At 70.6% G+C, this 11,902-nt stretch carries 10 protein-coding genes, 1 tRNA gene and 1 pseudogene; 7 read left to right on the top strand and 5 right to left on the bottom strand.

All coding sequences use genetic code 11. The annotated features are described in order from the left end of the window. Positions 1–109: 109 nt before the first annotated feature. The 3 genes from bcp (at position 110) to ACFY23_RS30430 (ending at position 1,379) form a co-directional block, all read left to right on the top strand. Positions 110–586 carry a thioredoxin-dependent thiol peroxidase gene (bcp, locus tag ACFY23_RS30440; RefSeq protein WP_350676747.1) on the top strand — a complete coding sequence of 159 codons (477 nt, stop codon included), beginning with the start codon at positions 110–112 and terminating at the stop codon, positions 584–586. 99 nt (positions 587–685) lie between these two features. After that, positions 686–768 (top strand) — tRNA-Leu (locus ACFY23_RS30435). Positions 769–860: 92 nt separating this feature from the next. After that, a complete protein-coding gene (locus ACFY23_RS30430; protein ID WP_350676750.1) occupies positions 861–1,379 on the top strand; it encodes a GNAT family N-acetyltransferase in 519 nt (172 codons plus the stop codon). A 45-nt stretch (positions 1,380–1,424) separates the two neighbouring features. Here ACFY23_RS30430 and ACFY23_RS30425 read toward each other — a convergent pair whose 3' ends face one another. The 3 genes and pseudogenes from ACFY23_RS30425 to ACFY23_RS30415 all read right to left on the bottom strand — a co-directional run bounded on the left by ACFY23_RS30425 (position 1,425) and on the right by ACFY23_RS30415 (position 3,874). Then, a complete protein-coding gene (locus ACFY23_RS30425; protein WP_350819483.1) occupies positions 1,425–2,654 on the bottom strand; it encodes an acyltransferase in 1,230 nt (409 codons plus the stop codon). Between the two features lie 268 nt (positions 2,655–2,922). Then, positions 2,923–3,036 (bottom strand): annotated as a pseudogene (locus tag ACFY23_RS30420) (MOSC domain-containing protein); the annotation flags it as partial. Positions 3,037–3,040: 4 nt separating this feature from the next. Next, positions 3,041–3,874: a class I SAM-dependent methyltransferase gene (locus ACFY23_RS30415; RefSeq protein WP_350676755.1), complete on the bottom strand. Its 834-nt coding sequence runs from the start codon at positions 3,872–3,874 to the stop codon at positions 3,041–3,043. 241 nt (positions 3,875–4,115) lie between these two features. On the opposite strand from ACFY23_RS30415, the gene ACFY23_RS30410 reads away from it, so the two are divergent. Further along, entirely contained in the window at positions 4,116–5,069 is a 954-nt protein-coding gene (locus ACFY23_RS30410) for an LCP family protein (RefSeq protein ID WP_387038641.1), read from the top strand. Between the two features lie 111 nt (positions 5,070–5,180). Next, on the top strand, positions 5,181–6,731 hold the full coding sequence (locus ACFY23_RS30405; RefSeq protein ID WP_350676758.1) for a sugar transferase: 1,551 nt from the start codon (positions 5,181–5,183) through the stop codon (positions 6,729–6,731). Between the two features lie 61 nt (positions 6,732–6,792). On the opposite strand, the gene ACFY23_RS30400 is transcribed toward ACFY23_RS30405, so the two are convergent. Both ACFY23_RS30400 and ACFY23_RS30395 read right to left on the bottom strand, forming a co-directional pair. Beyond that, entirely contained in the window at positions 6,793–8,040 is a 1,248-nt protein-coding gene (locus tag ACFY23_RS30400) for a DUF1501 domain-containing protein (RefSeq protein ID WP_350676760.1), read from the bottom strand. A gap of 1 nt (position 8,041) precedes the next feature. Further along, positions 8,042–9,310, bottom strand: coding sequence for a DUF1800 domain-containing protein (locus ACFY23_RS30395; RefSeq protein WP_350676762.1), 1,269 nt, complete (start codon positions 9,308–9,310; stop codon positions 8,042–8,044). A 351-nt stretch (positions 9,311–9,661) separates the two neighbouring features. On the opposite strand from ACFY23_RS30395, the gene ACFY23_RS30390 reads away from it, so the two are divergent. Together ACFY23_RS30390 and ACFY23_RS30385 are read left to right on the top strand one after the other, a co-directional pair. Then, on the top strand, positions 9,662–10,717 hold the full coding sequence (locus ACFY23_RS30390; protein ID WP_350676765.1) for a glycosyltransferase: 1,056 nt from the start codon (positions 9,662–9,664) through the stop codon (positions 10,715–10,717). Then, positions 10,704–11,900, top strand: coding sequence for a glycosyltransferase (locus ACFY23_RS30385; protein WP_350676767.1), 1,197 nt, complete (start codon positions 10,704–10,706; stop codon positions 11,898–11,900). The genes ACFY23_RS30390 and ACFY23_RS30385 overlap by 14 nt, the downstream gene beginning before the upstream one ends. The last annotated feature ends 2 nt before the right edge of the window (positions 11,901–11,902 follow it).

Below are 11,902 nucleotides of genomic sequence, written 5' to 3'. Positions count from 1 at the left end.
GCGGGTGGGCTGGGTGGTCAGTGCGGGGCGCGGGCAGTCGGGTGAAGCGGGCCGACGTCGGCGCGTCGCCCGGGGTCGGCGGGCCGCCGCCGGCGGTAGGGTCGTGGCCATGACCGCGCCCGACCGCCTCTCCCCCGGTGACCCCGCGCCCGACTTCCGCCTGCCCACCGACACCGGCGAGACGCTCTCGCTGGCCGACCTGCGCGGCCGCAAGGTCGTGCTGTACGCCTACCCGGCGGCCATGACGCCCGGCTGCACGAAGCAGGCCTGCGACTTCCGCGACTCGCTCGCCTCGCTCCAGGCGGCCGGCTACGAGGTCGTCGGCATCTCGCCGGACAAGCCGGAGAAGCTGGCGAAGTTCCGGGAGCGCGACGCCATCACCTTCCCGCTGGTCGCGGACACCGACAAGTCGGTGCTGACCGCGTACGGCGCGTACGGCGAGAAGCAGTCCTACGGTCGGACGGTGACCGGCGTGATCCGCTCGACCTTCGTGATCGACGCCGACGGAAAGATCGAGCGCGCGCTCTACAACGTCAAGGCGACGGGCCACGTCGCCAAGCTGCGCCGCGACCTCGGGCTCGACTGAGGCCGACCGCCCTCGACCGGCGCCGTGCCCGTCTCGCCGCCCGGCCGGCGAGACGGGCTCGGCACCGTCGTGACCCGACGCTCTAGACTCAGCGGGTCGGCGGGAGTGGCGTAACGGCAGCCGCGGTAGGTTTAGGTCCTATTGTCCGAAAGGACGTGGGGGTTCGAATCCCCCCTCCCGCACCTTCGGGTCCACCCGCCCGTGTCACCGGCACCGCTGTTGGCCGCGTCACGATCACGGGTCGGCACGGACCCCGCCCGGTCAGGATGGCCGGGTGACCTTGCGCTTCGTCCTCGACCCGGAACTGACCCCCGAACTGCGCGAGGCGATCGTCGCGCTCTGGGTCGACGTCACCAACGCCGGTGGGGCGGTCGGCTTCGTGCCGCCGGTCACCGCCGCCGACGTCCGGCGTACCGCGGACCCGACGTTCGCCGGCATCGCCGAGGGCCCGGACCGCCTCCTGCTCGGGTACGCGGGCGACCGTCTCGTCGCCGCGCTGATCTTCTGCGACAACCGGTTCAACCTGAAGGCGCACTGGTGCGTGCTGAAGCGGGTGATGGTCCACCCGGACACCCAGGGCAACGGATACGGCCTGACGCTGATGCGCGAGGCCGAGCGCCTCGGCCGCGAGCTTGGCCGGGAGGCGCTGCACGTGACCGTCCGGGACGGGTTGGGGCTGGACGGCTTCTACCGGCGCCTCGGCTACCGGGAGGTCGGGCGGCTGCCCGGCGCGCTGCGGGTCGCTCCCGGCGACGACCGCGACGAGATCCTCATGTGGCTCGACCTGAAGTAGGCGTCGGCGAAGTTGATCTGGTCGCCGGTGTCGTACTCCCGATCGTCAGCGCTCGGCGCGCACCGGGCCACGCGGGCGGGCCACCGAGCGGTCATGCCGGTCGGCCACACGGATCTGGGCGAAGCTCTCGCGCAGCCGCGCCCGCAGTACCCGGGCGGCGGGGCGCTCCACGAAGCGTTGGACGACGTATGCGAGCGCCACGAACGCGACGACGAGACCAGCGACCAGGAACCACGGCGGAACCACATCATGGAGCCGATGGACGACGATCCGGCCGAGCTGCATGTGCAGCAGGTACAGCGGATAGGTCAGCGCGCCCACGATCGTCAACGCACGCCATCTGACGCCCGCCAGCCAGCGCAGTGCGACTGCCAACATGAGCAGGAAGAAGCACAACATGATGACGAACGCCACGTCGAACGAGATGATGTGCTCGCCCTTGCTGTAAAAGGCAACCCGCTTGATGAGGCCCGGCGCGGTCGTGACGATCGCGACGGCGAAGCCGCCCAGCAGGAACAGGTTCGGACCGAACCGATAGATCAGGTACAGCAGGATGCCCGCGACGAAGTACGGCGCGTACTGCGAGGACACGGTCTTCGCCACCGGGGCGAAGTTCGTGTACTGCCCATAGAGCGCGGCTGCCATCCACACGAAGCAGAAGAAGAGCACCCGTCGGTAGGTGAGGCCGAAGTACGCCAGGACGGCGAAGAGCAGATAGAACTTCAGCTCCTCGAAGAGCGTCCAGTACACGAAGTCGATGTCCTTGATGCCGAAGAACTGTTGCAACATCGTCGTGTTGACGAGCACGTCGGACAGCCTCGGGCGCCCCTCGGGCAGCGGAAAGAGGACGAGGGCCGCCGAGGTCACCAGCACCGCGAACACGTAGGCCGGCATGAGCCGGGTGACCCGCGAGATCGCGAACTCAGAGAGCGGCCTGCCCCAGGAACTCATGCATATGACGAAGCCGCTGATGACGAAGAAGCACTCGACGCCCAACCAGCCGTACTCGGCCACGTCGAGCACGGCCGATCCGAAGATCTCCGCGGCCGGTCGACCCCACGTGTTGCGGCTGCCGTAGTCGGCGATGACATGGAAGCTGACGACGGACATCGCCACGAGGAACCGCAGCCCGTCGAGGACATAGAGCCGGTCGGAGGCCGGACGAGCCGCGGCCGGCGTGGTGTCGCGCCCCGAAGAAATGGGGGGCTGCACGGCGAGATCGACGCGCGGCAGAACGACAGTGGGCGCGTCATCCAGCGCGTTCTCCGCAGCCATGCCGCTCCGACCCCCGTTATCGTCGCGTGTGAGCCGCGCCAGCGTAGCCACCGGCGTCCGTGACCGCCATCGTCGTTTCGGCCACCGCTCAGCCGTAGCCGGTCTTGAGTCCGGGCTTCGGCAGCGCCGCGGCGAGCCACGTGAGTCCGACTGTGTACGCGGCTCGGCCACAGGCGTTCGGCGGCCGCCCGATCACCTCGATGTCGACCGCACCGGCCGCCTGCGCGCCCGTGCGATCAGGTCAGCCGTCGACGCGCACCGGCTCGCCGACGGCCACCCAGCGGCGGTCGCCCGCCAGCCCCCAGGGCAGCACGCGCGCCTCGTCGTGGTCGAGCCGGTGACCACCCTCGACCGGGTACGTGTGGATGGCGTTCAGCCGCACCCGGTCACCAGGCCACGCCGATGCCGTCCCCCGGGTACCAGTGGTTGGCCGGGGTCTCCCGGTAGGCGAGGAACTTGCGGTCGGTGCGCTCGGCGTGCTCGGCGAGGACGTTGGTGGCGGTGACGTTGTCGGTGAGCAGGATCGCGCCGGGCGCGAGCTTGCCCTCGACGGCCTCGAACTCGCGCTTCTCGTGGGCCCGGCTGTGGTCGCTGTCGTGCAGGAAGAGGTCGACCGGCCGGTCCAGCGCGGCGATGGAGGCGATGGAGTCGCCGATCACCAGGTCGACCACCTCCGACCAGGGCGCGGTCCGGGCGAGGTAGCCGGCCTCGGGATTGATGTCCAGCGAGGTGACCCGGCCGGGGTGTCCCTCGGCGGCGTTGCGCAGCAGCGCGGCGGCCAGGACGCAACTGCCGAGCCCCTTGTCGACGCCGGTCTCCACGACGTGCTGCGGTCGCGTGGCGCGGACGATCGCGTACCAGCCGATCCGACGGGCGTAGCGGACCTGCTTGTCGGCGAGGCCGCGGCGGGCCGCGCCGGCGGTGGCGGACTCGATGTGCCGGCGCAGCACGTCGTCCGACTCGATCTCGGCGAAGTACGCGCGGACCTGCTTGACCGGCACGTCGCAGACCACGCTGACGAACCAGGCGAGGTGGTGTCGGCTCAGCTTGGTCAGGTCGTACGTGTAGTTGTGGTGCTCCCGGGAGGTGACCAGCCACCGGGCCGAGGTGCGCAGCACCTTGGCGTCGTGGCGGGCGACCCGGGCCAGGCGCTTGGGGAAGGCGGCGACGGGGGCGAGGGGGGTGCGGGCGATGGCTCGCCGGAGCTTCGTTGCGTCCACGAGAGGGTTCTACCAGGCGAAGGGAAACAGCCGCTCGTCGAAGTTTCGGTCGAGAGGTCTATTCACGCGGCACGGACGGGGGTACGCGGGCCGGAACCGGAATAAGTAGCATCACGCCATGCCCCATCGCCAGTCGTACGCGGAGCCCGAGACCGAGTTTCTCGACCTCTCCCCAACACCGGAGCAGCCGACCGGCAGGCGCCGTCGGCGGCGTCCGCGTCCGCGGTGGCAGCGGGTCGCCCTGATCACCTGCCTGGTGTTGGCGGTGCTCGGCGGCGGCGGCATGATCGCCGGCGGGCTCTACCTGCGCTCCGTCGAGTCCGACATCGAACGTGTCGACGCCTTCGACGGAGTGCCGGAGGAGTCCCGACCGCAGGTCGTGGCACAGGGCGCCATGAACATCATGATCCTGGGCAGCGACTCCCGCGACCCGGAGAACAGCTCCGGCTCCCGGACCGACACGATCATCCTGGCCCACCTGCCGAAGGACCGGTCGAGCGCCCAGCTCATCTCGATCCCCCGCGACACCTGGGTCAACGTGCCCAAGTCCCCGCAGGGACGCGGCGGCCGCGACGCGAAGATCAACGCATCGTACGCGTGGGGTGGCGTTCCGCTGATGGTGCAGACGGTCGAGAAGTTCACGGGCGTCCGCATCGACCACGTGACGATGGTCGACTTCGCCGGTTTCAAGGAGATCGTGGATGCCCTGGGCGGGATCGAGATCACCGTCGACAAGGGCTTCACCTCGACCCACTCCCTGAACCCGGGCGGCCGGCGGGAGTTCGTCGCGGGCCGGCAGACCATGGACGGGGCCGCCGCGCTCGACTACGCCCGAGAGCGCTACGCCTTCGCCGACGGCGACTTCAGGCGGATCAAGCATCAGCAGCAGGTGATCAAGGCGATCCTGGACAAGGCGGCCTCGGGCGGTGTGCTCGCCAACCCCGCGAAGCTGAACTCGTTCGTCAAGGCCACGACGAACGCGGTGGCGGTGGACCAGTCAATGTCCCTCCTGGACCTCGCGATGGAGCTCCGCCACCTGCGCAGCGGCAACCTGGGCTTCTTCACGTGCCCCACGAAGGGAACGGGCCGGATGGGCAACGAGAGCGTCGTCCTCGCCGACACGGCGAAGGCTCAGCGCCTCTTCGACGCGGTCCGCCGCGACGCGGTGCCGGAGATCTTGTCCGCCGCAAAGTAGGACTGTGAACTGACTTGCCGGCTATGGCGCCGAGTTCGGCCTGGTCATATCCTGCGGTCGCCCTGTGAGTCATGTTCGTGACCACGGGGCTTCCACGGGGAAGGGTCGACGATGTCAAGCCAACCGGCGATCGATGAATCTGCGCCTCCGCCGCACCTCGGCGGGCTGGCTCAGCAGGCGTTCGCACCGCAGAAAGGCATCGGCGGCGAGGGTTTCGCGGCCCGGTTGTCCGCCGGCCCGTTGACCAGCGAGCCGGAGGCCGCGCCTGCGGCCCTCCGGGCTGGTCTCGACACGACCGCGGTCCTGCCGTACGCCGGGTCCAAGACCTCGTCGCGCACGCGCGGGCTGCGGGCGTGGATGATGGTGCTCCCCATCGATGTCGCCGCGCTACTCGCTCCGCTGCTGCTGAGCCAGGACTACTGGCGCGGGACCCTGGCCAACGCCGCCCTCGCCGTGGCCATCTTCGCAGCCGGCGGGCTCTACCGGCCCCGCCGGCACGTGAGCATCCTCGACGAGCTGCCCAGCCTCTGCGGGCGGCTGCTGGCCTCCGCCGCGGTGGTGGCCATCATCGCGGCGGAGCGTCACTCCTCGGTGGCGTACGTCGGCGGCTTCATGCGGGGCGTCGCGCTCTCGGCCGGGCTGGTGATCGTCGGCCGTGCGCTCAGCCGGGCGCTCACCGTCCTCCTGCGCAAGCGCCGGTGGGTGGAGCACAACGCCATCATCATCGGCAGCGGTCCGATCGGGCTCGAGCTCGCCCGGCTGCTGCGCCGCTACCCTCAGTACGGCCTGCGGTTCGTCGGCTGTGTCGACGCCGCGTCGCGCCAGGGCACCGGGTCGCTTCCGCTCATCGGCACCCTCGGCGACCTCGAACAACTGGTCCGGCTGTCGGAGTGCGAGGTGCTGGTCATCGCCGACCCGGACTGCCTCGAGTCCACCCTCATGGAGACCCTGCTGCAACCGCGCAGCTCGCGCTGCGACCTCTGGGCGGTGCCGCGTCTGTGGGGCTCCCGCTCACAGGGCGGATACCCCGACCACATCGGCGCCATCCCGATCGTCAAGATCGGCGACATCTCGCTCTCCGGCCCGCGGTGGGCCATCAAGCGAGCCTCCGACGTGCTGTTCGCCTCGGTCGCGCTGATCGCGCTGAGCCCGGTGCTGCTGCTCTGCGCCATCGCCACGTTCATCGACGGAGGCCGGGGCATCTTCTTCTACCAGGAGCGGATCGGCCGGTACGGCAAGCCCTTCAAGGTCATCAAGTTCCGGTCGATGCGGCCGGTGAACGAGCAGGAGTCCCAGACGAACTGGTCGATCGCGCACGACAAGCGAGTCAGTCCGATCGGCCGGTTCATGCGTCGCACGTCGCTGGACGAGCTGCCCCAGCTGTGGAACATCCTGCGCGGCGACATGAGCGTGGTCGGGCCGCGGCCGGAGCGACCGTACTTCGTCGAGAAGTTCTCGGCGGAGTACCCGACCTACGCGGCGCGCCACCGGGTTCCCGTCGGGCTGACCGGGCTCGCCCAGGTGAGTGGCCTGCGTGGCGACACACCGATCTCCGACCGGGCGCGGTTCGACAACTACTACGTCGAGAACTGGTCGCTCTGGCTCGACGTCAAGGTGGTGCTCCGCACGGTGACGGAGGTGTTCCGGGGCGGCGGCCGCTGATCGCCGCGGACCACGCGCCGCATGGTCCGGTCGGCCGAGCCGGCTGGACCGTGCGGCACCGTCAGCCGCTGCCCAGGAGCGGCAGGGAACGGGGCCGGTACCCCTCGAAGTAACGGCTCGGATCAGCGTGCAGTACCGATTCGAGCACGCTCCCGAAGACGTCCCGGAAGTCCGCCGTGGCCTTCAGGTCACCCTGGTCCAGGTCTGTCAGGCTCGGCTGCTCGCCGTAGAGCCCGCCGGCGACGCGGTGGCCCAGGACGAGCACCGGGCCGGCCGTGCCGTGGTCGGTACCGTCCGAGGCGTTGGCCCGTACTCGGCGGCCGAACTCGCTGTAGACGACGACGGTGACTCGACGGCCGGCCTCCGAACCGGCCATCCGGTCGACGAACGACGACAGGGCGGCATCGAGCTGCCCGAGCAGCAGTTCCTGTGTCGAGAGCTCGTCGGCATGGGTGTCGAAGCCGCCCAGGCTGACCGAGTAGACCCGGGTGGGGACTCCCACCTCCACGCACCTGGCGACCAGGGCGAGTTGGGCCGACAGGGCGCTTTCGCCGCCCGTTCCGGTCGCCGGGACGGCGGGCTCCGTGTCTGCCTGCGGCTCTGCCGTCGCCTCGTCCGCACCTCGGATGACCTGACGCAGTGCGAGCAGGTCGGCGTAGGCTGCGGCGCCCCGGGCCTGCATCTCGGGTTCACCCGGCTCCACCCGCCCGAGGTCGGCCACCAGCTCGGCGTCGATCCAGGGCGGCAGGTCCAGACCCTGATAGCTGACGCAGGAACCGATCCGTCGCCGCCCGACCAGCAGCGGCGGCAGCACCGGTTCGAAACTGACCGCCGTGCCCACCGGCGCGTCGATGTCGTCCAGCCAGCGGCCAACCCAGCCGGTGGTAGCCGGGTTCGCGGGCGAGCCGGTCTGCCATATGTCCATGGAGCGGAAGTGGCTGCGGTCGGGGCGCGGGTACCCCACCCCCTGAACGATCGCCAGGCGTCGGTCGTCCCACAGCCGCTTCAGACCGGTCAACACCGGGTTCAGGGCGAGCGTCTCGTTCAGAGGCAACGTCTTCTCGGCGGGGTACGCCAGGTCCGGCCGGCTGTCGTGGTAGGCCGGGTCGGCGTACGGAATGACCGTGTTGAGGCCGTCGTTGCCGCCGTAGAGCGTGACCAGCACGAGCGTCTCGCCGAGTGGTCCCTCCGCGCGTTCGGCGGTGCCGGTCAGCCGAGAGTAGGCGAGCGCGCCACTTCCGGCGGCCAACGCCGCCGCTCCGGTCACCCCGGAGGCGAGCAGGAACCTACGTCGGGTGAGCGCATCCATCTCAGGTCACCGCGTATTCCGGGCTGACCAGGCCCAGAGTCAGCATCATGCGGGGATTGTCCGCCCGCCGCAGAACGGCGTACGTCCGGTTGGTCCACTGATCGACGCAGAGCATGGCCGCTAGCTCCTCCGGTGTGAGACGGCCGGGTCGGACCTGGCTGGCCAGTTTGCCGGCGAGGCTGAGCTTCAGCCGGGCCGCCGCCGAGGTGAGCCACGCTGCGCCGGCGGGCCAACCCCCGACGCTCGGTGGAGCGAAGGGCCGTTGCCCCAGGCCGCCCAGCCCGTCGAAGAGCTGGATGAACGTGTCACGGGGGATCTTCGCCGGCCGCAGCCCCAGTTGGCGCATGGCGCCGACCATCCACTCGATCGGTTGCTTGACCAACGTGCCGGCGGTGGCCCGGAAGGCGTCGTCGGTGAACAAGGCCCGCAGCATCGCGTTCGGCGCCGGGAACGCCGCGACCATCCGGTTCCGGGTGGCCGGTGGGATCGGGTCGGTGGATGAGGCGTACCGGAACCACAGGCGGGTGGCGATGAACTCGGCGCAGGCCGGCTGCCGGAGCAGGAGGTCGACGAGACTGCGGGCGGTGAAGGCGTCGGTGGCGCCGAGGATCGTCTTGCTTCCGCTGTCGTAGGCGTCGTGATCCAGGACCACGCGCTCGCCGCGCAGGTCGAGTCGCCAGCCGGTCAACGCACGACCGGCTTCCTTGACGTCGGCCTCGGTGTACTTCCCGATGCCGAGCAGGAACAGCTCGCAAAGCTCCCGGGCGAGGTTCTCGTTGGGGGCCTTCCGGGTGTTGTACTGCCCGTCCAGCCAGTGCACGAGTGCCGGGTCGACCACCATCCGACGGGCCATCTCGGCAATGTTCGGGGCCAGGCGGAGGGTACGGTGCTGGGCCAGCATCAGTTGCGGGCTCTTGACCTTGCGGATGGACGTCGCCCAGTGGCCATGCCAGAAGAAGATCAGTTTCTCGACCGCCTGGTGGTCGGCCGCGGTCATCCGGTCCAGCCACCACCGCGTCAGCTGCTCGGCCTGCTCCTCGCGGACCTTGTCGGCCGCCGCCCGCTGCGCGTCGCTCGGGTTCGGATTGTGGGCGTAGGGGTCGGGACCGAACTGCGGCAGCGGGGCGCTCATGGCGCCGATGTCCGGGCCTGACGGCGCGGTCAGGCGCAGCACTGTGGCCTTGTAGCCGACCTTGGTCGCCGCCGCCAGCTCCGCCGCCGTGGGTCCGAAGCCGGCGCGGCGGAGCAGCAGCGCCACATCCTCGGTCATACGCCAACCATAGGCGACGAAGATCGGAACGCAATCCGCGTCTCATCTGGTTGGTGACCGGTGATCGAGCAATTACGCAGGGCGGCGGGATCCTGGCCCTGGCCCCGGTTCCAGGCATTCCAGGCAGGCAAGCCCAGCACCGGGAGCGCACCCCCTGAGGGGTCTGGTGGGAGTCTCGGCGAAGACTCGGATTCGGTAGCATCCCGCCGTCGGAGTGCCGGTCGTAACGGTGATGGGTGGATCGTCATGTCAGAACAACCATTGCCGGTGTCCGGTGCCTCCGCACCGCTCCCGCGGCAATCGTCCGCAGGGCGGACACCAGCGACGCTGGTCGGCCGCTCGGTGGCCCTGGTGCACGAGTGGTTCGGGGCGACCGGCGGATCCGAGCAGGTCTTCCGGCAGATCGCCGACCTCGTCCCCGAAGGCGAGCGGTTCGTGCTGTGGAAGGACCACGACGCCAGCGAGCCGGGGCTGCGGGAGTCGTGGCTGGCCCGGACTCCGTTGCGCCGCAGCAAAGCCGTCGCGTTGCCGTTGATGCCGTTGGTCTGGCGCACCCTCAGCCGGCAGCGATTCGACGTGGTGATCTCGTCGAGCCATGCCTTCGCGCACACCGTGAAGCTGGGCGACCCGGAGACGACCACGCACCTCAGCTACGTCCACGCCCCGGCGCGGTACATCTGGAGCCCGGCGTTCGACGGCCGGGGTTCCAACCCGCTGCTGAGCGTGCCCCGGCGCCTGCTGCAGGGCGTCGACGTCCGCCTCAGCGACCACGTGCGCGGTTACGCGGCCAACTCGCGGGAGGTGCAGACGCGGATCCGGCAGTACTGGCGGCGCGACGCGGTCGTCATCAATCCGCCCGTGGACGTGGAGTGGTTCGCCGCCGCGCCGCCGGCCGACCGGACCCAGGCCCGTGACTACCTGCTCGGAGTGGGGCGCTGGATCCCGTACAAGAATTTCGACCTCATCATCGCGATCGCGGAGGCCGCCGGGATGCCGCTCGTCCTGGCCGGCTCCGGCCCGCAGGAGACGCAGCTGCGCCAGCTCGCCGAGCGGACGAACGTCCCGGTCGTCTTCGAGGTTCGGCCCGACCGGGAGCGGCTGCGTCAGCTCTTCTGGGGTGCCCGCGCCCTGCTGTTCCCGGTCCACGAGGACTTCGGCATCATCCCGGTCGAGGCGCAGGCGTGCGGCACGCCGGTCATCGGCCTGCGTCGCGGCGGCCTGCTGGAGACCGTGGTCGACGGCGAGACCGGTTTCCTGGCGGACTCGACGGACCCGGCTGACCACGCCGCCCTCGTCCGGCGACTCGATGAGCTGTCCGCCGACCGGATCGCTGCTCACGCCACCGGGTTCTCCTCCGCCCGCTTCGCAGCGGAGATGACCGCGTGGATCGACGATGAGTGCCGTTGACCGGGATCGCCCGGCGCGGCCGGTGCGGATCCTGCATGTCAGTCACACCGGGCACCGGGGCGGCGCCGAGCTGGCCCTCGCCCGGCTCCTCGCGGCCGGACCGTCCTGGACGGCGGCGCTCTGCTGTCCGCCGGCCGGAGATGCTTTCGACGGGCTGGCCGAGCACGGGGTGACCCTCGACCCGCGGCTGCCGCAGCTTCCGGTCGGCGGGACCCGCAGCCGCAGCCCGATGCTCGCGGCGCGCTACCTGACGTCGCTGCGGGCTGCCGCCGGCGCCCTGCGGCGCAGTGCGCTGTTCGGCGCGGCCGACCTGATCCACGCGAACACCGCCGCCGCCGCCATCATCTCGGCCCTGGCGAACCGGGGCCGACCGGTTCCCTTGGTGGCTCACCTCCGGGACCTGATCACCCCCGAGAGCATGGGTCGGTTCGGGTACGCCGCCTTCACCCGGCTGGCGCTCCCGCACGTTGCGGGGGTGATCGCCAACTCTCAGACGACCCTCGCCTCCGCCACCGACCGACTTCCGGCCGAGGTCCGCCAGGTGGTGCTCCAGAGCCCCAGCGGTCTTCGGGAGCGGGTCACCCAGCCGCACGTGCGTGACCAGGTCCGAGCCATCGGCATGGTTGGCCGCCTGCAACGGTGGAAGGGCCAGCACGTCTTCCTACGCGCGTTCGCCGACGCTTTCCGTGGCACTGACGTCCGCGCCTGCCTCGCCGGGGCGCCCCTGTTCGAAGAGGCCGCCTACGAGCAGGAGTTGCGGGCGCTCGCCGTCGAGTTGGGCATCGCGCGGCAGGTCGACTTCCTCGGGCACGTGGACGACGTGCCCGCCTTCGTCGACTCGGTCGACGTGCTGGTGCACGCGTCCGTCCGGCCCGAGCCGCTCGGCCAGACCGTGCTTCAGGGGCTGGCCCGCGCCAAGCCGGTGGTCGCGACCGAGGGCGGCGGGCCGAGCGAGTGGATCCGCAGCGGAGTCAACGGCCTGCTCGTACCGCCGGACCGGCCGGAGGCGCTCGCGGCCGCCCTGCGCAAGCTCGCCGAGTCCCGCGACACGCGTAGGGAACTCGCGGCCGGCGCCGCCGCGACGCCGGGTATTCTCTCCGACGCCGAGTGCGCCCAGGCCCATGCCGCCTTCTTCCAGGTGTTCACCCCGGCAGCGGGCTCCTCATCCATGGAAAGGCGGTAGGC

The organism is Micromonospora sp. NPDC000121 (assembly GCF_042899165.1).
Lineage (GTDB): Bacteria > Actinomycetota > Actinomycetes > Mycobacteriales > Micromonosporaceae > Micromonospora.
The sequence above is the reverse complement of the archived record's forward strand: the minus strand, read 5'-3'. Positions and strand labels throughout refer to the sequence as shown.

Bases quoted from the DNA above. Each gene is read 5' to 3' on its own strand.
- ACFY23_RS30395 (WP_350676762.1), bottom strand. From the start codon at position 9,310: ATGACCGAGGATGTGGCGCTGCTGCTCCGCCGCGCCGGCTTCGGACCC.
- bcp (WP_350676747.1), top strand. From the start codon at position 110: ATGACCGCGCCCGACCGCCTCTCCCCCGGTGACCCCGCGCCCGACTTC.
- ACFY23_RS30385 (WP_350676767.1), top strand. From the start codon at position 10,704: ATGAGTGCCGTTGACCGGGATCGCCCGGCGCGGCCGGTGCGGATCCTG.
- ACFY23_RS30400 (WP_350676760.1), bottom strand. From the start codon at position 8,040: ATGGATGCGCTCACCCGACGTAGGTTCCTGCTCGCCTCCGGGGTGACC.
- ACFY23_RS30425 (WP_350819483.1), bottom strand. From the start codon at position 2,654: ATGGCTGCGGAGAACGCGCTGGATGACGCGCCCACTGTCGTTCTGCCG.
- ACFY23_RS30405 (WP_350676758.1), top strand. From the start codon at position 5,181: ATGTCAAGCCAACCGGCGATCGATGAATCTGCGCCTCCGCCGCACCTC.